We start from the raw sequence: 23,111 nt of genomic DNA on the forward strand, positions 1-23,111 counted from the left end.
AGTTCCATGTCGCAGTCTCAAGCTCAACCGTCTGGTGTTGTCTATGAAGGTGGTCAGCAACATCCTTTGGGTGTCTACATAAGAATATGGATTTTGCTGTTTGTACTTAGCACCCTGTCTTACATGGTCGACTACTTTCACGTGGAAGGCTATTTGCGCTGGACCCTGATATTGGTCTTCATGGTGCTTAAGGCGGGCTTCATCGTCGCGATATTCATGCATATGATGTGGGAGCGCATGGTATTGGTGACCGCTGTACTGTTACCGCCTCTAGCGTTGCTGGTGTTGATAGGCATTATGGCCATCGAGGGTGACTTCACTTATGACATGCGGGATATCTGGATGGGGCAGGATACAACGCTGCAGCCATTACCCCCGGTTCACCACTGATTGTCGTCCTTTTGCCTGCAGGGCCTCTTGCTGGCTGCAGTTTGGTACTGAAGGCCAGAGCAGAGGTGGAGTAGTAGCCCTTAGGACCAGAAAGTTCCCTATAGGGTCAAATTCACAAGCGGCCCCCTGAAAATTGAGTCTACTGTCAGAAAACTTTACAATCCCCCGCTTACCGTGCCTGGTTCACACTTTAAGTCATTGTAATTAAAAGCATTTGACATATTGGGCGCGATTCTTGCTTTAACTACCTTCACTCAAACGGAATTGAGCAGTTTTGTAGTTAGCCCTCTATTGTGCGCTGAGACCACTTTTGGGTTACTTAATTAGGTGCATAATGTGCGGTTAAAAAGACACGTACCCTCAATGGCCGAGCGTTTCCTGGACATTTTTGATGTCAGTCTGGTTCACAGCGCCATGCAGATCGAGCAGGCTCAGCGGATTCGATTCCGGGTATATTGCGAGGAAAAGGGTTACGAGCCGGCTATCCATTTTCCCGACGGACTCGAGAGAGATAAATTTGATAGTCATTCCAGCCATTGTCTGGTGACACACCGCGAGACTGGTTTGGCTGCTGCCTGTATTCGGCTGGTATTTGCCGATGACGACCTTGGGATTCCCTTTGAAGAGCATTGCGCAAAAAGCGTGTTTACAGAATTTGCTGGCATTATTAACGATGAGCGCGAGCAGGTCGGTGAGTTTTCCCGGATTGCAGTGGATCCTACCTTTCGCGGTTATGGAGTGGCTGAGTTTGCCAGTTCTGGTGAAGGTTTTTCAGCTCAGGACCGGGCTACCTTCCCGCTGATCTCGGTAGCAGTTCTGGTGTCTGCTTTCGCGCTTGCTGAGTTGAACGGTCGCCCGCATATTTTTGCGATGATGGAGCAGAGCCTGGCTCGTATGATGGCTCGCGCCGGGGTATTAATAGAAGCGGCGGGTGTTGAAGTGGACTATCACGGTCGGCGCCGACTGCATTATGCGAGCACGGCGAATGTGGTGGCTAATCTGCAGCCAGCGTGCCGTGAGCTCTATGGCGTCATCTACGCTGAGTTTGCAGAGCGTGTCAGTAAGGATGCCCAGCGCCAAGCCTGAAGAGCGTTAAACGACATCTTCTCTGCTTGTGATTCGACATACAAGAAGGACTGGGAACTCTGCGTCCCCAGCGTTTGATGAAAAGCTAAGGCAACGTTTGCATCGTGTCCTGAAATTTCTTTTGCGCCTCAACGACCACTGCTGGCGTTGCATCACCCTCGCCAGCGTGCTGTAAACCCGGGTGCGCGTCGACTATCTTGGCAAGGATCGACTCCTGCTCTGCGCCCACATCAACGAAGAAAATGTGCTTGCCAGCGTCCAAATCTTGCTCAAAACGTTTGAAATCCTGGTGCGGTTCCTGAATACCAAAGAGACCACCTTCCCAGGTGCAAAAGCCTAATACGACCACTGCCAGAAAACCGAAGGGAACCCAGCCAACAGCCTCACTGGCACCTGATATATACGCCAGAAAAATGATCAGGGCGGCAGCAATTACCCCTATCACAGCGCCAACTTCGGTGCCGCGTACTACGTTTTTCTTTAATACAGCCTCTACCGGGTGCAGATGCTCACGCTGTGCTACACCAGCGTCATCGCGGCTCAATACGTGCATTTGCGGGGTCGCAACTCCCAGTTTTTCCAGCTCGTCTTCAACGTGATCCAGGTCGTCCAGATCTTCACTGATATAGTAATGACGTTTCATGAAATACCCCTTTGTTATGGTTTGTCATCTGTCGATGGTTCTGAGGTAGACCACTTCGATTACCGATGAACGCGCCAACTAATGCGCTCAGTTGAATCGAGTGTGGTTTCATTAATACGCCGCTTTGTGCTGGATAGAAAATAACTTTATCGTTTAAACAATTCGCTTTTTATACCATTAGCGAATTATAAGATTAGGCGTCTCGCTATTCCTTGATCGTATCAGCCTCACTCTAAAAGCTGGGTTAGAATGAGGCCTGTAGTTCGCTAGCCCAGCGCGCGTAAACTCAAGGATAATGATAATGGCTAAACTGTCTCTATTATGTATTGCTTTACTAACTATGTTGGCAGTGCCAGCACAGGCAAAGACCGACAAACCCAATATTTTGGTGATCTGGGGTGACGATATCGGCATGTGGAATATCAGTGCCTATCACCGTGGCATGCTTGGCAGCCGCACTCCCAACATAGACCGCATAGCCAATGAAGGTGCGCTGTATACCGATTATTACGGCGAGCAGAGCTGCACCGCCGGGCGCTCCTCGTTTATTACCGGGCAACATCCGTTTCGCACCGGGTTATTAAAGGTAGGTATGCCGGGCGCAAACATCGGGCTTAGCCCAAAAGATCCCACCATTGCGGAGTTACTCAAGCCATTGGGATACGCCACCGGACAGTTTGGCAAGAATCACTTGGGAGACAAAGACGAGTTTTTGCCGAGTAACCATGGCTTTGACGAGTTTTTCGGTAACCTTTATCACCTGAATGCAGAGGAGGAACCGGAGACCTACTTTTACCCCAAGGATCCAGCATTCCATAAGCGCTTTGCACCGCGCGGTGTGATTCATTCCTATGCGGATGGCAAAATAGAAGACACCGGCCCGCTGACGAGAAAACGCATGGAAACGGCTGATCAGGAGTTTACCGATGCTGCCCTCAAATTTATCGACAAATCCCATAAGGCCAAAAAACCATTCTTCATCTGGTTTAACGCAACCCGCATGCACGTCTGGACCCGACTGGCGCCGAAGTGGGTAGGTAGCTCTGGCTATGGTTTGTATGCCGACGGCATGATGGAGCACGACGGTCATGTTGGTCAGTTGCTGGGGAAGTTGGATCAGCTGGGTATCGCCGATGACACGATCGTGGTTTATTCAACAGATAATGGCTCACAGACTAACACCTATCCGGATGGCGGTTCCGAGCCCTTCAAAGGCGAGAAGGGCAGTACCTGGGAGGGCGGGTTTCGAGTACCGGCGTTGGTGCGCTGGCCCGGGAAGGTCGCGCCTGGCAGTGTCATCAATGATGTGACACATCACATGGATTGGTTGCCCACTTTCCTTACCGCGGCTGGCGAATCCGATATAGGAGATAAGCTGAAGCGTGGACATCGTGCCGGAGACAAAACCTTCAATGTACACCTGGATGGGTATGATCAGACCGATGTGCTCACGGGTAAAGGTCCAGGGAAACGGGAAACGGTTTTTTTCTTTGATGATAATGCCAACCTGAATGCCCTGCGTTGGCGTGACTGGAAGATTCACTTTGCCATTATGCCTAACGGTTGGAGCGGTCAGCGCGAAGTGCTGACATTTCCCACCGCGATGAACCTGCGCACAGACCCTTTCGAAACTTCCATGGACTCCGGCATGTTCACCCGCTGGATGGCAGATAACTTATGGTTATTCGTGCCCATGCAGCAGGAAGTAGGCAAATGGCTGATGACCTACCGTGAATTTCCGCCGCGGCAGGCGTCAGGAAGCTTCACTATTGATAAAGTGATTCAACAAATGCAGATGGCTCAGCAGCAAGGCGCCTCGCAGCGCTAGCGATTGCTGAGCAGGTCTCTGGCCACGACCCACTTGTGTATTTCGGTGGGTCCGTCGTAAATACGCATCAAGCGCACTTCGTTTGCCATTTGCTGCAGAGGCAGTTCCTTGGTCATACCCATGGCGCCATAGCACTGCATGGCGCGATCGACTGTGGTCCAGGCCATTTCTGTAGCGTGTGCTTTGAGCATGGAGATTTCGCGCCTCACAGACTGACCCTGATCCAATTTCCAGGCGGTGTGGTAGGCCATCAAGCGGGCACTGTGAATGTTGCTCTCGGCTTCAGCCAACCAGTTCTGAATAGTCTGCTTTTCCGACAGAGCTGAGCCAAAAGTGTGCCGCTGAGGAGCGTACTCCAGCATCATATCCAAGGCGCGCTGTGCAATACCGATACACCAGGTGGACATCTCCAGACGGCGGGTAGAGAGCCGCAGCTGCATAGGAGCAAAACCCTTACCCTGTTCTCCCAACAGGGCAGTAACCGGCAGACGGCAGTCCTCCAGCTCGAGTTCAAAAGTCGCGTTACCCCCTATCATGGGTATTTTGCGGGCTATACGCAGTCCGGGTGTGCCCGCGTCCAGCAAGAAGGCGGAAATGCCGCCGCGACTGCCTTTCTCTTTATCGGTGACCGCCATCAGAATGGCAAAGTCCATCACATCGGCGCGCGTAATCCATATCTTACGTCCGTTGATGACCCATTCATCCCCGTCGAGGACTGCGGTGGTTGCCATCGCGGCAGGGTCGGTGCCAGCGCCAGGCTCGGAGATAGCTATCGCTGAAATAGTTTTACCGGCTACGTAGGGTGCCAGATAGCGTTCTCGCTGAGCTTCTGTAACCGTTGCTGCAAGCATGCTCAGGTTGGGTGAATCGGGTGGTAACACATAGGGCACTACGGACTTACCAATGGCCTCGTTTACCGCAACCAGAGCCACCCCTGGAAGCGCCATGCCGCCGACATCTTCAGGTGCATCCAGACCCCACAGCCCCAGCTCGCGGGACACTGAGTCCAGAGTTTCACGCTCTGCTGCGGTAATGTGCGCGCCTTCGCCCCGGGCTTCGCGCTCGAGCACTCGTGACTCCAACGGATATAGGTGGTCCTCCACAAAGTGGTTTACCAATTCTTCCAGCTTGCGAAACTCTTCATCCAGTTCAAAATTCATAGTGGTTCTGCCTGTGGTTAGGTATCTAGGTTCACGCCCCGGGTATTAGTTGTGGTAACGCGGGCTGGTCTGTCGCCGGGCGAGAGGGCTCAGTATAGGTTCCCAGCAACATGCTACGAAATACAGTCAGCTGGTCAGGGTTGGCATCCCGCATGGCCTGGTAGGCGACGTGTTGGTTTAGGTTAGCAGTGGGAGACAATACAATACTCCATAAACCGGACGCGCTGTTGGGAAGCATAGAATAGCGAATGTCTGTGACGCCATTTTCCAGCGTCAGGCTCTTGGCGATGTAGCCATTACTAAACCAGCGGAAGCGCTCAATATCTTTGGCTTGCTGGGAGTCTGGGTCGAGCCAGGGAAGGTCACGGGCAATTACCAGTTTTTCCAGTTTTTGACCCGGGTAAATTTCTAGTTCGATTGCCACTCGTGCGGCGTCGACATAATAGTTGTCCGCTGTCTCGTAGACAATTTTCCACACCAGCAAGTTGCCGAAACTGGGTTTGGCTTCCAGCCTGAGCGGAACATGGCCGCGTGTCGTCGCCAGTTCCCAGCCGGCCTCGACCGCGCGATCGCGCTGCAGTAAACCGATGGAGGGATAAATCAGCGCCCACAACAAAGCGATCCGGGCCAGGCCGGGGCGCTTCCGAACCGCTGCGATTAGCACCAGCATGAGTAGCGGCAAAGTAAACAACGGATCGATCACAGAGACCGTATTCCAGGCGATACGTGCGTCACTGAAAGGCCACAACAACAGGGTGCCGTAAGTTGTGCAGGAATCAAGCAGAGCATGGGTGGCATAACCCAGGGTACAAAACAGGATGGACTGCTTCTGGGTGAGGCCGCGGCGTCGGCCTATCAGTCGATGAAGAATCAGTCCGCAAAGCAGTCCGCCAAAGGGAATAAATAGTAGCGAGTGAGTAAATTGCCGATGATATTCGAGGAACAATAGCGGGTCAGTGGGCGAACGAATCAGTACATCAAGGTCTGGCGCCATACCGGCCAGACAGCCGAGTATGGCGGCGGTAACCAGATGACCAGGCTTGGCGACAGCCTGAGGCGCCGCCGCGCCCAACGCAGCTTGAGTCAGTGGATCCATAAACTTACAATCCTAGCGATACACCAGAGAGCTTGCCTTCCGCCGCCACCGACGCTTTGCAGGTATAGACGCGCTTGGCCTCTATACCGTGTTGCTGAACCAGCAATTGTTTCAGCCGTTGTTGACGCAATCGCGCCAATTCAAGCAACTCCGCCGTACCAGCCGCATCAATAACAGGAGGAGGGGATATAGCAGGATCATCCGTCGTCGCAGGACCGTCTGCAGTCGCAGCTATCCGCGCCAGCAATGCTTGATGATCGTCTCTGCCCGCGGCTCCACAAACCTGCAGTTCGAGGCTGGGCCGCTCGGTAAGTAAAACAGACAGTTTCTCAGTATAGGCCAGATTATCGACGCTTGGCTCGGCGCTGAGTGCAGTAAAAATCATCGGATCCAGAGACATTTTTCCAGCGGCCTTGAGTCCCATTTCGGCACCCATCCAAATCGCCCCATAGGGCTGCAGGGCGAGTTTGAGATAAGTTGTAGACCCGGCCATCAGAGCTTTACCCAAAGCGGTACTAATGACCTGATCAACACCGATGTCTGGGTCATCAAGCCGGCCACTGACTGGCACCTTCAATTTGATATTATCTTTGCCGTCGCGCAGCATATCGAGGGCCAGCCCCAGCGGCATCGGTAACGGCGCGCTCGCTTTAACATTCGGTGCCGACTTTACCTTCAGTTTACGCAGCACCATGTTGTTTTCGCTGGTCAGTTTTTCATCGGCAATGCGGGCTTTGAATTCGTGATCATATTGTCCGGCGACTAGTTCATAGCCCAGCAAGTCTTCTATATAAGGCGACAGCACGGGCAGGCGAATAGATTCGATATTACCCTGTATATCAAGGTATACGGCCTCGGCAAGTGGTGCTATCTCTCCAGACGCATCGACGCGTCCATATTCGCCGACGCGGGCTACCAGGTTCATTTCGGTCGGATCTGCAGCAGCTGATGAATCCAGATTACCCAGCGATAACTTGTCGACCAGTAAAGTGATGTTCATGGGGTGAGTAAATTTCTGGTCGCTAAACTCGATGCTGCTAGCGGTAAATTCCGACTGCTTTATTTGCCAGCTGAACTCGTTCACTGCCGCGGGAGTGGCTTTCGATTGCCCGCCATCTGCCCCTGCATCGGCCACTGACTCCGTGTCTACTATGAAGCTCTCATCGAGCGAATCTATAATTCCCATAATCAGGCCCTGACTTTGCAGATCGCCAGCTGGAGTCACCACAATACGGGAAGTGAGCGCGGAGCTTGTCAAAGAGCTGATAACCAGCCGATCGTCCGCCAACGCTAGTTCCTGCACGGTGATGCTGCCCGCTGCGGCAGGGCTACTATCGTCGTCTGTAACCACTGTCTTCAGCTCGAGCAGTTCGATTGTTTCGATCTCTACAGCGGCGTCCGCATCCAGTTCAAGGCCTGCTACACGCAAATGCTTCCATTGCAGCACACGGAGGCTTTGCCGGGTGTCGTCTACCTGCAGTTCAGCGACGGTCAAGTCACCGCGCACACTGACCTGAGGATTAGCTAGCGCATTCGAAACGCCTATGTCTCCACTCCAGGTTGCGTTGGGGATTCGCGTAGCGAAGTGTCCGCTGGTGGCCCCGAGTTCCTGCAATTGCAAATCAAACGAGCTCGTTAGAGCATCGATAGTGCCATCAATGCGGCCATTGAGCTTCAAGATACCGGCAAGATCTGTGACGGAGGACGGCAATTGGCCAGCAAAATCGGCGAGATTCAGCTGTTCAATATCCACTGCCAAGGCTAGCTCGGGAGACTCCGCAAAGGGTGATATCGTGCCATCAACCTCAACCGATGCGTCGTTCCAGCGCATCTGCAGCGAAAGGCTGCTGGGTGCTATCTCGGCGGTAGACAGGGCACTCACTGTTAGGAGGTCAATGGCAGCAGTGGCCTGGAGACCAAAGGCATCCAATTCCACTTCTGAGTTTTCTATGGTTAGGCTGTGCAGAGTAAACAGCGGCAGGACCAGATCACCAGCGGATTCCGCTTCGGTTTCGCCGCCCAGAGGAATCACGAGAATAACGTTACCACGCTCGTCTTCTTCAATGCGCAGAAACAGACCGCTGGCGTTCACCGACTCCACCACTATATTACCGCGTAAGAGTTCGAGCATAGCGATATCCACAAACAGGCTGGCGCCACTTAAGCTAGAGCTAGCATGTCCGGCGACTTGCAACCCCTCGGCACTGACACGTCCCGTGAACAGGTTGATATCCAGATTTTCCAATTGGGATTTGACGGCCAGAGATTGATCGACATTCTTGATCAAGAGGTAGCGTGTGAGCAGCGGTAGAACGCTGACAAATAGAGCCAGCAGCAAGGCGCATACAGTCAGAATAACCAGCCAGCGCTGCTTGAAAACGGGGGATATCATGCGGGCACAACTTCTCTTAACAGTCTAATAGGGGGAGCCATGTTAGAGGTAACAGAGGGTAGAGACAAACGGGAAATTCACAGGTAGAGCGCAGCGGGGCGGCTACCTGTTGGTGTCGGTGGTGTTGGCGCTGTGCCGTACCTATCCGACGAGGCGTCGGTCGGTGTCACGACGACGGTCCAGGTGGATCACTTCGCCGCTGACCAATTCGAGCGGAAACACCTTGGCCTCTGTCTTGCGACGATCTGCAGAACTGCGAACGACGTAAAGTTTCTCTCCCACGTGGACCGTATCACCTACGTCGGCGAGGTCACGTTTGTCGGACACATAGTTGCGTGCGGCCACTGTAAATACGTAGGCTGAGATGACAACGGCCCCAAAGCCCAGAACTCCCAGAGTGATAAGTACAGTTTGCATGTCTTGCGTTGCCTCCAGTGTGCCACTTCCCAGTGTGGTTTATAAAACCACCGCTCTATTTAGAAGCGTTAGTAGGTAAGGCTATCCTGCCCTTAGCCTAAAAACAAAGCAAAAACCGGGCCGACTTTTGAATAGCTTTCAAAATCAGTGACTTACTCTATCGAAAAAGCCTTGTACGTGAGTTGTTGTAAGTTTTTCTGACACTGTTTGAGCGACTTTTAGGCGGTTACCCGCGTCAAACCGCTCAGCGACGATATGCCACCAGCCATCACTTTATTATTAGTTGCCATGAGTGTATATCGAAACCTGCGAGCGTTGAAGCGCAGTGGGGGACAAATTGGTTGCTTTTGAGGTAACCCAAACAGGTCACCGATAGAACTGGCGGCTAGCGCGCGCCTTTGCCGAAAAGTACCACTTCTACGGTGCTAATAAGAATCAGGAAGTCCAGGAACAAGCTATGGTTCTTCACGTAGTAGAGGTCAAACTGTAGTTTCTGTGCAGCATCTTTGGCATCGGCACCATAGGGATAACAGAGCTGAGCCCAACCGGTAATGCCTGGCTTTACATAATGTCGAGCTGCGAAATGAGGGATTTCAGCGCTCAGCTCGGCAACAAATTCAGGGCGCTCGGGACGCGGGCCGATAAACGCCATATCACCTGACAGCACGTTCAGTATCTGCGGTAGCTCATCGATTCTGCTGCGGCGTATAAAGCGACCCACCCGCGTAATGCGATCGTCATCTTTAGTGGCCCACTGCGCCTTGCCATTCTTCTCCGCATCCACCCGCATGCTGCGGAACTTAAGGACATCAAACAGCTGTCCATGCAATCCGACTCGCGACTGGCGATATACCAGCGGCGCGCGAATGCCGTCTTCGAGCCAAATGGCAAGAATGGTCAACAGCATGACCGGCCAGGTTGCCATTAACAGTAAGAAACTGGCGGTGACATCCAGCGCACGCTTACCCAGTCGGGTTAGCAGGCTCAGCTGGAAACCATCTGAAAATACCATCCAGCCCGGAGTTACGAATTCGAGCATTATTTTGCCAGCTTCCTGCTCAAAGAAGCTGACGACATCCAGAACCTGGATACCATGCAACTTGCTATCCAACAGGTCCTCGATAGGCAAACCCGCGCGGCGATCATCCACTGCAACCACAATCTGGTCGATGTTATTGGTGGTGGCGTAGTCAGAGAGCGAACCGGAGATGGTAACTATGGGTTCACCGGTGACGATGGCTTCATCAGCGCTGGTGTTAACAAAGCCGACGAATTTGAAGCCCACCCTGTCGCTGCGCCTGCGCATATTGTGCAGCACGGTGTTAGCCGCGCGTCCGGCGCCAAGCACCAGTACACGTCGCTGTAACTGATCGCGGTCTACCAACTTACTGAACAGGTAGCGACACATCAGCACCAGCACCAAACCAGCACCCACCGTTTGAATAAACAGCTCCTGCCACTGGAACAGGTCGGGCAAAATATAGAAGATCGCTGCCATCACCAGGGACATAGCCAGGAACGCACCCAGCGTGCGGCGTATGACTCCGCCTGAGCCCTCGCGCATCTGCGGCTGATAGAGGCCCATAGCGGTCATACACAGCACCGTGGCGATCGCAAAAGTTAACGGTAAAGGAGCGAACCAGCCAGCCAGTTCGGCCCGCGCGGCGGCAGTTTCAGATTGTATCTCTGTCATGGTCGACAGATGGAAGGCAAAAATAAGCATGAAACCCTCTACCAGAGCTAAGTAGAGGATCGCCGGATGGATATAGTGCTTGAACAGTCGTACCTTGCCCATCAAACAGCCACTCCAGAGGAGCACAGACTGCGACGAGCAGGGCGGTGTGGTGTGTTTGATGTAGGCTTCATATAATGTAAGGCTATTAAGTAATCTAGCGAATCCTTGCCGTTAGCTTCAAGGGCACATTAGCGAGTTGACAGGGCCGATGCCAGCAATGATTCCGTGGTTGGGACGCAGTTCACAGAAGCACCCCGGCTACAGCGACATTTGCTCTCAAGAGCGCAACAATGTGTCCGTGAGTGGGTGGTGAGCAGCACAGTAAAAAGGTGTTCGGTAGGAATGTTTCTCAGTAAGGGTATCAGAGGTACTTCATGGAACGAGAAAGCATGCGCATAACGGCGGCTGCAGCTCCGCACGTCGAGGTAGTGATAGAGGTGCCCCGCGGAAGTTTTCTGAAGCGCGGTAGCAGTGGCTCCATCGATTTTGTGTCGCCTGTGCCGTGCCCCTATAACTACGGCTCTGTACCTGACTACATTGGTGGGGAGGGGGATTTACTGGATGCGGTGGTACTGGGCCCCAGACTGGCTGCTGGCACCAAAATTCGGGTCCGTGCTTATGGCGCAATCGGCTTCTCGGAGCGGTTTATGTATGATGATAAATTGATTTGCTCAGAACAAGATCTGACATCAAGTCAGCGTCGTAATCTTCTGATATTCTTCACTTTTTATTCTCGGTGCAAGGGGGTCCTGAACCTGTTTCGAGGGCGTCGCGGACGCGCTCGCTGTGAGGGATGGAGCGAAGCGGCGGAAGCGCTGGGTCGGGCTATCCCAGCCGGGGATGTGCCGGCCAGGACTCGCGCTAGCTATTAATAGACGCCGGTCTGTTAATTGCGCTGAGACTCCTGTGACATAAAATAGTTGGCAAACTCTCTGGCTAATTGAGCGCGATCAATCTTGCCGTTTGGGTTTCTAGGCAGTTCAGCGCGCACTTCGATATGCCTGGGTAGCATAAAATTCGGTAGCTCCTTAGTACAGACTGCCGTCAGGTCAGCCGCTGACACTCCTGGAGCGCAGCTGGCTACCAGCACGATAGCCTGACCCAAGTCAGGATGCTGTATGCCCAGTGCGACCGCCTCCGAGATCAGTTTTGACTGGTACAGGACATCTTCCACCTCAGTGGGGCTGACACGGTACCCGGAGGTCTTGATCATCTCGTCTTTGCGGCTGACGAAATACAGGTAACCCTCTTCATCTATTGTTACTTCGTCGCCAGACCACACCGCAAGTTCCTGCAAGGGTAACTCCGGGGGTTGCCCGGGAGCGGGGCGAAAGCGCTGGGCCGTTTTTTCCTCGTCGCGCCAGTAACCCAGTGCAACCAGTGCTCCGCGATGCACGAGCTCACCGGCTTCGCCAGGCTCACAGGGGCTGCCGTCCTCTCGCACCACCATAATCTCGGCATTGGGAATTGCCTTACCCATGGAGTCTGGCCGCACGGCAATTTGTTCCGGCGGTAAATAGGTGGAGCGGAAGGCCTCAGTTAAGCCATACATTAGAAAAATACTGGTGTCCGGAAGGGCTTTCTGCAGCGTTTGTGTCAGCAAGGGTGGCATGGCACCGCCCGAATTGGTGATATAGCGCAGGCAGCTTTGCGCTTCTGTCGGCCACTCCAGGGTAGCCAGCTGCTGCCATAGCGGCGGCACTGCGGCGAGCCCGGTTACACCGTGGCGAGCTACTGCTTTGATAACGTCCCGCGGCAGCAGGTAATCCATCAGCACCACGCCTGCGCCAACGCAAAATGTGGTTGTGAGCTGGCTCAAACCATAGTCAAAGCTGAGCGGCAGCACTGCCAGTAGCACATCGTCGCGCGTGTTGTGGAGGTAGTCGGCAACGCTTTTGGCACCGGTTACCATGTTGCGATGAGACAGTACGACCCCTTTCGGGTTGCCGGTACTGCCCGAGGTATACAAAATTGCAGCGACATCAGCGTCTATTCTGCGGGTCTGGGGAACGGTTGCCTCCCCCGTATCAGAAAACTCAGTCCAGCCCAGTGTCTGATAGTGTTGGCCATTTCCCGCCAGGGGTGCGTCCTCTATGGTAATGACAGACTTAAGGTCCTCACACGCTGCCAAAGCAGATTCCAATTGAGTCAGGCGTTGGTCGGCGGTAACCAGTGCTGTGACGTTACAGTCGCGTAAAATATAGGCGACCTGCGCCGGCTTGAGCAGCGGATTAATCGGCACAAACACAAGATCTGCCGCTGCGGCACCGAATAAGGCATACACACTCTGAGGAATCTTGGGCAGATAGACGCCTACTCGTTGTCCGGGTTGCAGCCCTAAACCTTTGAATCCCGTCGCACAACGGATTACCTGCGACCATAAATCTGCGTAAGTAGTCGCGTCTTGCTTGAAATACAACCCCACAGCGTCTGGTTGCTGCTCCGCCTGTAGGCGAATGAACTCGTGAATCAGCTCTGACATAACGTGAAAACTTTCCTTTCTGTGAACCGTGTATTGGTATCGCGCTGCAGCTGAGACTATCATAGACCCCGCTTTATCATTGGGCTACGGCTCTCAAAAACAGCATAAGGACCGTCGATGAAAGTTACAATTTTTGGCTCTGGGTACGTAGGTTTGGTGACCGGCGCGTGTCTGGCAGAAACCGGTAATGATGTTATTTGTGTTGATGTGGATGCAGATAAAATCGAGCGTCTTAACGCTGGGCACATCCCGATTTTCGAGCCCGGGCTGGAGCCGATGATAGAAAAAAATGTCGCCGATGGACGCCTCCGCTTCACTACCGACGCCAAAGAGGGCGTAGAACACGGCCTGTTTCAGTTTATTGCTGTAGGCACACCGCCTGACGAAGATGGCTCAGCCGACCTCAAGTACGTGCTCACAGTGGCAGAGACCATCGCCACCCATATGACCGAATACAAAATTGTGGTCGATAAATCGACGGTACCCGTTGGCACCGCCGACAAGGTTGCCGAGACGATCGGGAAGACCCTGGCCGCCGCGGGCAAAGAGCCAATATTTGATGTCGTGTCCAACCCTGAGTTTCTTAAGGAGGGCGCCGCCGTCAGTGATTTTATGAGCCCTGATCGCATCATCGTCGGTACCGACAACCCCAGAACCAGCGAATTACTCAAAGCGCTGTATGCACCGTTTAACCGTAATCGAGACCGTATGATCACTATGGATGTGCGCTCCGCGGAGCTGACCAAATATGCGGCGAATGCGATGCTGGCGACCAAAATCAGCTTTATGAATGAGCTGGCTAACTTGGCTGAATTACTAGGCGCCGATATTGAGCAGGTTCGTCACGGCATCGGTTCCGATGGCCGTATTGGCTATTCCTTTATCTACCCTGGCTGTGGTTATGGTGGATCTTGCTTTCCCAAGGACGTTAACGCCTTGGAGCGCACTGCGGCCGGTGTCGGCTATGAGGCACAACTGCTGAAAGCGGTTGAAGACGTCAACTCGCGGCAGAAGTCGGTATTGTTCCAGAAAGTCTCGGCACATTTTAAGGGCGACCTCAGCGGTAAAACTTTTGCTGTATGGGGCCTCGCTTTCAAGCCTAATACGGATGATATGCGCGAAGCCCCAAGCCGGGTGTTAATGGAGTCCCTGTGGCAGGCGGGCGCAAAGGTGCGCGCCTATGACCCCGAGGCCATGGCCGAGTGCCAGCGCATCTACGGTGATCGCGACGACTTGTACCTGGCGGAATCTGCCGACGATGCGCTGGAAGGCACCGATGCACTTATTGTAGTCACTGAGTGGCAAATGTTCCGTAACCCGGATTTCATGACGCTCAAGCATCAGCTCAATCAGCCGGTTATATTCGACGGCCGCAACCTCTTCGAACCCGCATTCCTGAAACAGGAAGGGTATACTTATTACGCTATAGGCAGGGGAGAGATCGCTTAGTGAAAGTTTTGGTAACCGGTTCGGCCGGGTTTATTGGTTCGCATCTGGCCCAGAGACTGCTAGACCGCGGAGATGAGGTTATTGGCCTCGATAATCACAATGATTACTACGACCCGCAGCTCAAGGAAGACCGTCTGGCACAGTTCGCGGATCACGAAAATTACCAGCATGTGCGTATGGATTTAGCCGACCGAGAAGGTATTGCTGAACTGTTCAAGCAGCATCGCCCACAGGGAGTGGTCAACCTGGCGGCTCAGGCCGGAGTGCGTTACTCGATTGAAAACCCGCTGGCCTATATCGATAGCAATGTGGTCGGCTTTGCCAACATTCTTGAAGGCTGTCGCCACAATAACGTTGAGCATCTGGTGTACGCTTCCTCAAGCTCTGTATATGGCGCAAATACCTCGATGCCGTTCTCCGTGCACGACAATGTTGATCATCCCCTGAGTTTTTATGCGGCCAGTAAAAAGGCCAACGAACTCATGGCGCATACCTACAGCAATTTGTATGGCTTGCCGACTACTGGTCTACGGTTTTTTACCGTCTACGGTCCGTGGGGACGCCCGGACATGGCGCTGTTTCTGTTCACCAAAGCGATACTCGCGGGTGAAAAGATACAGGTCTTCAATTATGGCAATCATCGCCGTGACTTCACCTATGTCGACGACATCGTTGAAGGCATCGTCAGAATTCTTGATAAACCAGCGGTAGCTAACCCAGAGTGGAGCGGTAAGGCGCCCGATCCGGGCTCAAGTTTTGCCCCCTGGCGCGTCTATAACATCGGCAATAATAATCCGGTGGAATTGATGGATTACATTCAGGCGGTTGAAGACAGCCTGGGTATGAAGGCCACCAAGGAACTGCTGCCGCTGCAACCCGGCGATGTGCCAGATACCTACGCAGACGTTGAAGACCTTGTGCGCGAGTTCGACTACAAGCCCGCGACGACAGTGCAGGAGGGCATCTCACGCTTTATTGACTGGTATCGTGTCTATTATGGCTAGCCTCGCCCGGCACCTGCTGGTCACGTTGTTATTTCTACCTCTGGCTTTCAGTAGCGCTAGCAGTGCCAACAGCCTTGCCGATCTTATTGAAACCATACGACCCGGCATCGTAGGCGTCGGTAGCGCTCGCCCGGTCAAGCAACCGGGCGCGAAGGGCCCCCCCGTAAAATTCTCGGGCACCGGATTTGTGGTGGGAGAGGGGGACCTGGTGATCACCAATTACCACGTGCTGCCGCAGAAAATGGACACCGACAATAATGAGACGCTGGCCGTGTTTGTGGGACGCGGCAAGAACAGCCGGGTCGTGCCAGCCGTAGTATTGCGCACCGACCCCCAACATGACCTCGCATTGTTAAAGATCGATACCCGTTTGCCGGCCCTGCAATTAGGCCAGGACCGCAACATCCGTGAGGGTGACTCAATCGCCTTTACTGGCTTCCCCATTGGCGTAGTGCTGGGGCTGCACCCGGTAACGCACAGGGGCATCATCTCGGCGATTACACCTACGGTAATACCTGCCCATAACTCCAGACAACTGACGCCAGAGCAGGTAAAGCGTATACGTAATCCGTTTGACGTCTACCAGTTAGATGCGATTGCCTACCCGGGTAATAGCGGCAGTCCCGTATACGAAACCGAGAACGGTACTGTTATCGGTGTCATCAACAGCGTTTTCGTCAAGGAAACCAAAGAAACCATCATGCAAGACCCTTCCGGTATCAGTTATGCGATACCCGTTAAGTATGTGGTTAAATTGTTGAATGCTGACTAGGCTGAAACAACTGTTGGGCCTGCGGTCGCCGCAAGTGTCAGTGCTAATGGTATGTACCGCCAATATCTGTCGCTCGCCCATGGCGCAGGGCTTGTTAGCCGCCAAAGCCGCAGAGCTGGGCTGGAGCAAGCTCGTCAGGGTAGACTCAGCCGGTTTGCACGTGGCGGTTGGCGGCCAACGGCCAGATGTCCGGGCGCAGGGGGTCTGTAACAAGGCAGATGTCGATATCGCAAGGCAGCGTTCCCGAAAGGTCACCCCTGAAGATTTCCTAAGCTACGACTATATTCTAGCGATGGACAACAGCCACCTGGAGCAGCTGATAAAGCAGTGTCCTGAGGAACAGGCGCACAAAATATTAGCGATAATGAGCTTTCATCCAGATACAGCGCTAGAAGAGATTCCAGACCCCTATTTTGGCAACCAGGCCGGCTTTGAGCACGTTTTTGGCCTGCTGGACGACTCCATGCCAGCGCTGTTAACAGCGATTCAATCGCAACTGACGCTAGACCCCGCAAAGCCAATCTCTGAAAGCCCCTAGTAAAACCCCCGGTAAAACTGAACACGTATCACGGTATCAGGCACCCAAGAGCCTGCACGCTATCATTTACAGATTTGCTGGCGTTAGACTGAATGTAAGAAGAATCGCAAAAAGATAGTGATATGGCTTTTACACCATTACAAAAACAACGGGTACTCAGCCGGCAAACTGCCCCGGACCTAAATATCCGGGGCAGGGCAGGTGAAACTGTGCAGCAGCAACCCCCGAAAAACAGCACTGAGTCGCTCGCAGAGAACTTTCAACAGTACTTCGCAGCGGAGCTGTCTCATACTAACGAACAGCTGTTAGCGGTCTACAAGGTTCGCTATAGGGTCTATTGCGAAGAATTTGCCTATGAGCCTGCGCAGTCGTTCACCGACCGCGAGGAGAAGGACGAGTTTGACGGCCACTCGCTGCATTGCTTAATGACCCATCGCTCCAGCGAGCAACCGGCTGGCTGTGTGCGCGTAGTGGCCCCTGGCAATGATCAAATCACGCCCATGGAAAAGTATTGTATGGACAGCATCGATCCTGCTTTCCACCAGTATTTGTATGATGATCGCGAGCGTATGTGCGAATTCTCCAGATTGGCCGTTGATGCTGCCTTCAGACGCAGACCGGGTGAATCTGTAACACGTTTCGGACAGGAGGACGCGCTGGATGTATCGCGCAAAGAGCAGCGTACTTTCTCGCTAATTGCTGTTGCGGCGTTTCTGGGCGCGTTTGCGATCTCAGACATCACCGGCCGAACCAATGTATTTGCCATGATGGAGCCGTTTTTGCCGCGCTTGCTGCGGCGTTCAGGTATTACCGTTCATCGAGCCGGATCTGATATTGATTACCACGGCACACGAGCGGCGTATTTTGCAACGACAGAAGAGGTGCTGGCGGGCATGAACCCTGAGCTGAAAGCGCTCTATGATGCAATACACCGTCGCTTTGCTGCTACCTATGGAAAGCTTCCCGATTTACATTGAACAGCGTCATTAGCACCCAGAGAATCAACTAACAGGCGTCTTACGCCGGGATTGATACAGGAAAGACTGTGACTGCTTCATTTAACTACGAACAAGCGTTCTCCAGGAATATTGGTTGGGTAACCGATGCCGAGCAGTCAGTTCTGCGCAGCAAACGTATTGCTATTGCAGGACTGGGCGGCGTGGGTGGTAGCCACCTGCTAACCCTCACACGTCTCGGTATTGGCGGCTTCAGCATCTCAGATATGGATGTGTTTGAAGTGCCCAACTTCAACCGTCAGGCCGGCGCGACGCTGTCTAACGTCGGTCGTGCCAAATGCGAAGTCATGGCTGAAATGGCTACAGACATTAATCCAGAGCTGGAACTGCGCACTTTTGATGAGGGTATCAATGCAGGCAATGTCGACGCCTTTCTTGAAGGGGTGGATCTGTATGTGGATGGCCTCGATTTCTTTGCCCTTGAGGCGCGCAAGACTGTCTTCAATGCCTGCTCAGCCAAAGGTATACCGGTGGTCACCGCCGCACCGCTGGGTATGGGCACTGCCATACTGAACTTCCTGCCCGGGGGAATGACCATAGAGGAATATTTCCGGTTCGAGGGCCATAGCGAAAAGGAACAGGCGCTGCGCTTTATGCTGGGCCTCTCACCCGCCTTGTTACAGATGGGATACCTGGTAGACCAGACCAAAGCAGATTTTGAGGCCAAGAAGGGCCCCTCGACGCCTATGGCCTGCGAAATGTGTGCCGGTGTTGCGGCTACTCAGGCGCTAAAGATCCTGCTTAAACGAGGAAAGGTTATTTCGGCACCCCGTGGGTTGCATTTTGATGCTTACCGCAACAAGTATAAAATTACCTGGCGGCCCTGGGGTAACCGCAACCCGCTGCAGCAGCTGGGTTTGATGGTGGCGCGTCGAGTTGTTGCGGGCCAAAACCCTCTGTAGAACGTCTCCTGCTAACCAGTGTTCATCAGGCACTATGAGGCCAGGAACGGCGCGAACGAGCGTGATACGCTAGTGATTGTGGTCGCGGTGCAGAAAAACGCTAAATCTAGTGTCAGAAAATTTTACATCTCCACCATTAAGTGACGTTAGAACTCTCCAAGAATATTTTAAGTTATTGAAAAATATAGATATTAAAAATTTGGCACGCCAGATGCATAGTATTACGTGTAACGAGATTAGCGAGCTTTAAAGTTGCTACCTTGGCTTTGAAAGAAACTTAAACGAAAGGATGATTGCCATGAATTACACAACCATAGGGCTACACGCAGTCAGGGGCGCTATCGCAGCATCAGTGCTCGCCGCCAGCGTTGGGGCCAACGCTGCTCCAGTTCTGGGATGGAACAGTCAATTTTATTTTGATTTGGGAACAAACAAGTTTGACGAAGCGCGGGGTAACGGCACAAATTACGACGCTGACTTCCGCACCGGCCCCATGACGTCATTAGGCTTCGGCTCGCTACTTGCTACATCTGTATACAAAACGGCTGAAATTGCACCGGGCGTCTTTGCACCCACTGGTACCTTCTACGACACTAACAATGCCGGGACCATGGCCCAGATTGTTGATGGCGCCAATGCCGGGTTGGCAGCACCGGGTCCAAATGAAATCAACTTTAATGACTTTGGCGGACTTCTTCCCGACCTATTTAACAACATGCAGAACGGCGACACAGAAGGTTTTGGTCAGAGTTGGTCCCTTATCGTTGACTATACCTTCGAAGGCAATTTTCTGTCTGGCGAACCGCAGTACACGTCGGGTACTGCAGACATTATTCTACTTGATCTTGTCGCTGACCCAACAGGTGGAGCCAGAGAGACCGTTGTTGAAATGACCGTCACAGGTTCAGCAGTGCAAAATGCGCTTCTCGAGGTCTTTTTCGAGATTACGGACGCAAAAGCCGGGTTTCTGTGGATAGAGAACGGCAATGGCCAGTTCTTAGATGCATCGACAATAGAGAACGGTGAAGCTCGTCTGAACACGGATGTTAATGAGCCGATACCCGTTGGTTTGACGGACTTGACCGATAACAGTGGTGAGATCTACGCTGTTGGTCAGTCAGTAGGAGTACGTCAGACCGATCTGGCTGGCGCGGTTAGAAACCGTGTTCCAGAGCCGGGTAGTCTGTTCCTGGTCAGCCTCGGGTTGCTTGGTCTGACAGCACGGAAGAAGCTTCTTCGCAAGTAATACTGAAGTAAGCATGAACAAGGGGAGCATTAGCTCCCCTTTTTTTGTATAGATAAGGCGAGCTTTAGCGCTTTTTTATGCGTGAACTCACATAATTCAAATAAAACCATCCAAGGCACTTGTACAGCCGCCTGTGCTGGCTCACCATTAGAGGGTTATTAAGCTATAGAGAAGACTATCCTGTGAGCATTTCACCATTGTTTCGGCTCTTGGCCGCAGCGAGTTGCATACTGCTTTTATCTGCCTGCGGTGGTGCTACATCCGAAGCCGAGTATCTGGCAAGAGCACAGTCCAGCACTGAGCAGGGCGAATATAACGCGGCAATTATTGACCTAAAGAATATACTGAAGGAAAACCCGACGCATGCCGAGGCACGCTACCTGTTGGGTGAAAGCTATATTGCTGTAGGTGACTCTTTGGCCGCTGAGAAGGAACTGCTTCAAGCACAAACCCTCGGAATAAGTGCCGACAAGGTAACGCCTGCTCTATCCACTGCTCAGCTCCAATCCCGTCAACTTGAGAAACTTGAAGCTCTCGATGTTGGGTTGGTGAATGATGATAAGCGGCGCGCGCATGTTTTGGCGAATAAAGCGCTTGGGGTATTGAATGTCGGTGACGTCGGCAAAGCCTCGTTGTATTCGGCAGCCGCTCTTGACCTGGCGCCGAATAACTTAATGGTCATAGTGGCTAATGCACAGGTCGCTGCTGCGGGTTTGGAAGAAGATTACGCATTAGCAGAGCTGGATAGAGCATTTGCCATCGACCCTGATTACGCTCCTGCTTGGAGTTTGTTAGGTGATCTGTACCACAGCCAGAAAGAATTGGTCAAAGCCGAAGAGGCATACTCAAAAGCTATTGATAGCTCAATAGTACATGCAGACCAGCTATTCCGTCGAGCGCAGGTGAGGGTAGCACTGGCACGCTATGAAGCGGCGCAAGAAGACCTTGATAAGCTAAAGTCGGGTTTTTCTAAAGCGAGCAACTTTAACTACTTGCAGGGTCTTGTTTTCTTGGAGACTGGGTCGTTGGTGGCGGCCAGAGGCGCGTTTGAGGCGGCAGTTGTAGCCAATACTAAAAACCCTCTTGCGCTCTATCAGCTTGCCGCGGCTCAGTTCTCGTTGGATGAATTGCAGCAGGCTCAGTCACATGCCAGCCAATTTTTGAGTGTGGCGCCCGAATCCCGGCGCGGGCAGCTACTGATGGCGCAAATTTACCTTAAACAGCAGAATTTAATTGAGGCAAGAAAATTACTGGCGCCATTAATAGACGACACCTTTTATAGCCTGACTGCAAAACAACTGCTGGCCGGCGTAGAGTTGCGCGCGGGCAATGCCCGCAAGGCTGCCAGTTTACTCGCTGAACTGGTAAGCGCCATTCCCGACTCGGCTACCTTGCGCGTGCAATCAGGTATAGCGCTTATTCAAGCTGATAATGCAGACGCCGCGATCAAAGAGCTGAAAACAGCGCTACAAATTGACTCATCACTTGAGTCCGCCTACACCGCCTTAACCAGGGCTCTGATGGGCCTGCAGCGTCGAGATGAGGCAAAGGCCGCAGTTGCAGACTATCTGGAGAATTTTCCATCAAGTGCAGCGGCGCAGTACCTGGCTGGCGAGATCTACGAAAACAGTGGTAATGAAACGCAGGCTATCAAGTACTTTGAGGCGGCTATTAAGCTAGAACCCTCACAGCCGCAGGCTAACCATGCGCTGGCAAAGTACGCGACTGCCAATAAGGATTACACAACCGCCAGGGCCCGACTGAAAGCTGTTCTTGAGGCGGATAAGAACCATCTGAAGACACTGATGAATCTGGCGGCTCTTGAGGCATTGGTCGGCGATAGGGAGGCATTTAAGGAACTTCTGCAGCAAGCCTCTGCGGCTCATCCTCACCAGGCGCAGCCGCAGATTGTGCTCGGCCGCTACTATATAGCGACCGGTCAACCATCAGAGGTGCCATATTTGATGGCGCAACTGGACCGGACGTCCAAGAGCTCAGCTCCGGTCTTAGAAGTTCTTGCGATGGCTAGCATAGCGCAGAACAATTTTGCCGACGCAGAATTGCTGTTAGAGCGACTCCTCGACGGTAAAGCGCCGAGCGCACAGGGCTACTACCTGATGGCTCTGGCGCAGGCCGGACTGAATGACACAGAAAGAATGGAGGAAAACCTCAAACGGTCGATTAACTTGAACCCTAAATTGCGCGATTCCTGGCTAGCATTAGCATCGCATCAAGTTGGCAGCGGTAAGCTCGAAGCAGCAAAGGAATCGGTGCAAGAGCTCAAAGACCTGGGGGCCAATAAAGACCGCATATTGAGATTGGAGGCTGCTATCGCTGCCGGGGGGGGGGATTACCAGTTGCAAAATGATTTGCTTGAGCAGCTTTCCAGCGAGGTAATAAATAGCAAAGATGTGTTGAATATGGTGACAGCCAAACTTGCTAGCGGTGATGAAGCCGGCGCGATTCAGCTGCAGCGTGACTGGCTGGCCAAAAATGAGGGTGATTACATTAACGCGTTGGCCCTTGCTAATAGGCTGGTCGCGCGAGGTGATTCGGCAGGCGCAGTAGCCGTTTATGAGTCGAGCCTGAAGCAAAACCCCAATAATTTTCTCGTGCTAAACGAAATTGCATGGACCCTGCTAGCAACTGAGCCTAAGCGCGCATTGCAGTATTCCAAGAGATCCGTTGAGCTGGCGGCTGAGGTGCCAGCTGTACTGGATACATATGCAATGGTACTAGCCGCTAACAAGCAGCTCGATTTAGCGAGGCGCACCATTGACCAGGTTCTGGCCAAAACCGATCGTCAGTCTTTCAAGTATCACAGCGCTTTGATTTACCTGCAGCAGAAACAAAAAGACGCTGCGATTCAACAGCTCACCAATCTCCTGCAGGACCCGGCTGCTTTCGAGGAACGGCAGTCGGCAGTCGAGTTACTGGCTAGCTTGCAGTAGCCAA

The 23,111-nt window shown here is 53.0% G+C and carries 19 protein-coding genes; 12 read left to right on the top strand and 7 right to left on the bottom strand.

Features of this window, described 5'->3' with window-relative positions; all coding sequences use genetic code 11:
- Positions 1 to 6 precede the first annotated feature (6 nt).
- Together EYC98_RS10320 and EYC98_RS10325 are read left to right on the top strand one after the other, a co-directional pair.
- A complete protein-coding gene (locus tag EYC98_RS10320; RefSeq protein ID WP_279245261.1) occupies positions 7 to 390 on the top strand; it encodes a cytochrome C oxidase subunit IV family protein in 384 nt (127 codons plus the stop codon).
- A 363-nt stretch (positions 391 to 753) separates the two neighbouring features.
- The gene (locus EYC98_RS10325; protein WP_279245262.1) at positions 754 to 1,476 is read left to right on the top strand and encodes a PEP-CTERM/exosortase system-associated acyltransferase; all 723 of its coding nucleotides are present in this window, start codon (positions 754 to 756) and stop codon (positions 1,474 to 1,476) included.
- 85 nt (positions 1,477 to 1,561) lie between these two features.
- Here the strand turns inward: EYC98_RS10325 and EYC98_RS10330 are convergent, their stop codons facing one another.
- Complete coding sequence (locus EYC98_RS10330; RefSeq protein WP_279245263.1) at positions 1,562 to 2,119, bottom strand: NAD/FAD-utilizing enzyme; 558 nt, start codon at positions 2,117 to 2,119, stop codon at positions 1,562 to 1,564.
- 301 nt (positions 2,120 to 2,420) lie between these two features.
- Between EYC98_RS10330 and EYC98_RS10335 the strand changes: the two genes are divergently transcribed.
- Positions 2,421 to 3,947 carry an arylsulfatase gene (locus EYC98_RS10335; RefSeq protein ID WP_420887174.1) on the top strand — a complete coding sequence of 509 codons (1,527 nt, stop codon included), beginning with the start codon at positions 2,421 to 2,423 and terminating at the stop codon, positions 3,945 to 3,947.
- Here the strand turns inward: EYC98_RS10335 and EYC98_RS10340 are convergent.
- The 5 genes from EYC98_RS10340 to EYC98_RS10360 all read right to left on the bottom strand — a co-directional run bounded on the left by EYC98_RS10340 (position 3,944) and on the right by EYC98_RS10360 (position 10,807).
- A complete protein-coding gene (locus EYC98_RS10340) occupies positions 3,944 to 5,107 on the bottom strand; it encodes an acyl-CoA dehydrogenase family protein (RefSeq protein ID WP_279245265.1) in 1,164 nt (387 codons plus the stop codon). The genes EYC98_RS10335 and EYC98_RS10340 overlap by 4 nt on opposite strands.
- 31 nt (positions 5,108 to 5,138) lie before the next feature.
- Positions 5,139 to 6,203: a metal-dependent hydrolase gene (locus tag EYC98_RS10345; protein WP_279245266.1), complete on the bottom strand. Its 1,065-nt coding sequence runs from the start codon at positions 6,201 to 6,203 to the stop codon at positions 5,139 to 5,141.
- Between the two features lie 4 nt (positions 6,204 to 6,207).
- Complete coding sequence (locus tag EYC98_RS10350) at positions 6,208 to 8,595, bottom strand: DUF748 domain-containing protein (RefSeq protein ID WP_279245267.1); 2,388 nt, start codon at positions 8,593 to 8,595, stop codon at positions 6,208 to 6,210.
- A gap of 141 nt (positions 8,596 to 8,736) precedes the next feature.
- Entirely contained in the window at positions 8,737 to 9,012 is a 276-nt protein-coding gene (locus EYC98_RS10355; protein WP_279245268.1) for a hypothetical protein, read from the bottom strand.
- A 385-nt stretch (positions 9,013 to 9,397) separates the two neighbouring features.
- The gene (locus EYC98_RS10360) at positions 9,398 to 10,807 is read right to left on the bottom strand and encodes a TIGR03013 family XrtA/PEP-CTERM system glycosyltransferase (RefSeq protein ID WP_279245269.1); all 1,410 of its coding nucleotides are present in this window, start codon (positions 10,805 to 10,807) and stop codon (positions 9,398 to 9,400) included.
- Between the two features lie 314 nt (positions 10,808 to 11,121).
- On the opposite strand from EYC98_RS10360, the gene EYC98_RS10365 reads away from it, so the two are divergent.
- Positions 11,122 to 11,619, top strand: coding sequence for an inorganic diphosphatase (locus EYC98_RS10365; protein ID WP_279245270.1), 498 nt, complete (start codon positions 11,122 to 11,124; stop codon positions 11,617 to 11,619).
- Positions 11,620 to 11,633: 14 nt separating this feature from the next.
- Here EYC98_RS10365 and EYC98_RS10370 read toward each other — a convergent pair whose 3' ends face one another.
- A complete protein-coding gene (locus EYC98_RS10370; RefSeq protein WP_279245271.1) occupies positions 11,634 to 13,229 on the bottom strand; it encodes an acyl-CoA ligase (AMP-forming), exosortase A system-associated in 1,596 nt (531 codons plus the stop codon).
- A gap of 117 nt (positions 13,230 to 13,346) precedes the next feature.
- Here EYC98_RS10370 and EYC98_RS10375 point away from each other — a divergent pair, with 117 nt between their 5' ends.
- The 8 genes from EYC98_RS10375 (at position 13,347) to prsT (ending at position 23,107) form a co-directional block, all read left to right on the top strand.
- A complete protein-coding gene (locus EYC98_RS10375; RefSeq protein ID WP_279245272.1) occupies positions 13,347 to 14,678 on the top strand; it encodes a UDP-glucose dehydrogenase family protein in 1,332 nt (443 codons plus the stop codon).
- Positions 14,678 to 15,682: an NAD-dependent epimerase gene (locus tag EYC98_RS10380; RefSeq protein WP_279245273.1), complete on the top strand. Its 1,005-nt coding sequence runs from the start codon at positions 14,678 to 14,680 to the stop codon at positions 15,680 to 15,682. Before EYC98_RS10375 ends, EYC98_RS10380 begins: the two co-directional genes overlap by 1 nt.
- A complete protein-coding gene (locus EYC98_RS10385; protein WP_279245274.1) occupies positions 15,675 to 16,454 on the top strand; it encodes a S1 family peptidase in 780 nt (259 codons plus the stop codon). Before EYC98_RS10380 ends, EYC98_RS10385 begins: the two co-directional genes overlap by 8 nt.
- Positions 16,444 to 16,992 (top strand): low molecular weight protein-tyrosine-phosphatase, encoded by a 549-nt coding sequence (locus EYC98_RS10390; protein WP_279245275.1) that lies wholly within the window; start codon positions 16,444 to 16,446, stop codon positions 16,990 to 16,992. The genes EYC98_RS10385 and EYC98_RS10390 overlap by 11 nt, the downstream gene beginning before the upstream one ends.
- Positions 16,993 to 17,201: 209 nt before the next feature.
- On the top strand, positions 17,202 to 17,969 hold the full coding sequence (locus EYC98_RS10395) for a PEP-CTERM/exosortase system-associated acyltransferase (RefSeq protein WP_279245276.1): 768 nt from the start codon (positions 17,202 to 17,204) through the stop codon (positions 17,967 to 17,969).
- A gap of 68 nt (positions 17,970 to 18,037) precedes the next feature.
- The gene (locus EYC98_RS10400; RefSeq protein ID WP_279245277.1) at positions 18,038 to 18,910 is read left to right on the top strand and encodes a ThiF family adenylyltransferase; all 873 of its coding nucleotides are present in this window, start codon (positions 18,038 to 18,040) and stop codon (positions 18,908 to 18,910) included.
- A 298-nt stretch (positions 18,911 to 19,208) separates the two neighbouring features.
- Positions 19,209 to 20,156 carry a PEP-CTERM sorting domain-containing protein gene (locus EYC98_RS10405; protein WP_279245278.1) on the top strand — a complete coding sequence of 316 codons (948 nt, stop codon included), beginning with the start codon at positions 19,209 to 19,211 and terminating at the stop codon, positions 20,154 to 20,156.
- A 182-nt stretch (positions 20,157 to 20,338) separates the two neighbouring features.
- Positions 20,339 to 23,107: an XrtA/PEP-CTERM system TPR-repeat protein PrsT gene (gene prsT / locus EYC98_RS10410; protein WP_279245279.1), complete on the top strand. Its 2,769-nt coding sequence runs from the start codon at positions 20,339 to 20,341 to the stop codon at positions 23,105 to 23,107.
- Positions 23,108 to 23,111: the final 4 nt, after the last annotated feature.

This window comes from Candidatus Litorirhabdus singularis, assembly GCF_026262625.1.
GTDB lineage: Bacteria > Pseudomonadota > Gammaproteobacteria > Pseudomonadales > Halieaceae > Litorirhabdus > Litorirhabdus singularis.

Excerpts from the sequence above, each read along its gene's own strand:
- EYC98_RS10345 (WP_279245266.1), bottom strand. The coding sequence starts at position 6,203 with ATGGATCCACTGACTCAAGCTGCGTTGGGCGCGGCGGCGCCTCAGGCT.
- EYC98_RS10330 (WP_279245263.1), bottom strand. The coding sequence starts at position 2,119 with ATGAAACGTCATTACTATATCAGTGAAGATCTGGACGACCTGGATCAC.
- EYC98_RS10355 (WP_279245268.1), bottom strand. The coding sequence starts at position 9,012 with ATGCAAACTGTACTTATCACTCTGGGAGTTCTGGGCTTTGGGGCCGTT.
- EYC98_RS10360 (WP_279245269.1), bottom strand. The coding sequence starts at position 10,807 with ATGGGCAAGGTACGACTGTTCAAGCACTATATCCATCCGGCGATCCTC.
- EYC98_RS10340 (WP_279245265.1), bottom strand. The coding sequence starts at position 5,107 with ATGAATTTTGAACTGGATGAAGAGTTTCGCAAGCTGGAAGAATTGGTA.
- EYC98_RS10335 (WP_420887174.1), top strand. The coding sequence starts at position 2,421 with ATGGCTAAACTGTCTCTATTATGTATTGCTTTACTAACTATGTTGGCA.
- EYC98_RS10320 (WP_279245261.1), top strand. The coding sequence starts at position 7 with ATGTCGCAGTCTCAAGCTCAACCGTCTGGTGTTGTCTATGAAGGTGGT.
- EYC98_RS10375 (WP_279245272.1), top strand. The coding sequence starts at position 13,347 with ATGAAAGTTACAATTTTTGGCTCTGGGTACGTAGGTTTGGTGACCGGC.
- EYC98_RS10405 (WP_279245278.1), top strand. The coding sequence starts at position 19,209 with ATGAATTACACAACCATAGGGCTACACGCAGTCAGGGGCGCTATCGCA.
- EYC98_RS10350 (WP_279245267.1), bottom strand. The coding sequence starts at position 8,595 with ATGATATCCCCCGTTTTCAAGCAGCGCTGGCTGGTTATTCTGACTGTA.
- EYC98_RS10365 (WP_279245270.1), top strand. The coding sequence starts at position 11,122 with ATGGAACGAGAAAGCATGCGCATAACGGCGGCTGCAGCTCCGCACGTC.
- EYC98_RS10385 (WP_279245274.1), top strand. The coding sequence starts at position 15,675 with ATGGCTAGCCTCGCCCGGCACCTGCTGGTCACGTTGTTATTTCTACCT.
- EYC98_RS10370 (WP_279245271.1), bottom strand. The coding sequence starts at position 13,229 with ATGTCAGAGCTGATTCACGAGTTCATTCGCCTACAGGCGGAGCAGCAA.
- EYC98_RS10325 (WP_279245262.1), top strand. The coding sequence starts at position 754 with ATGGCCGAGCGTTTCCTGGACATTTTTGATGTCAGTCTGGTTCACAGC.
- EYC98_RS10390 (WP_279245275.1), top strand. The coding sequence starts at position 16,444 with ATGCTGACTAGGCTGAAACAACTGTTGGGCCTGCGGTCGCCGCAAGTG.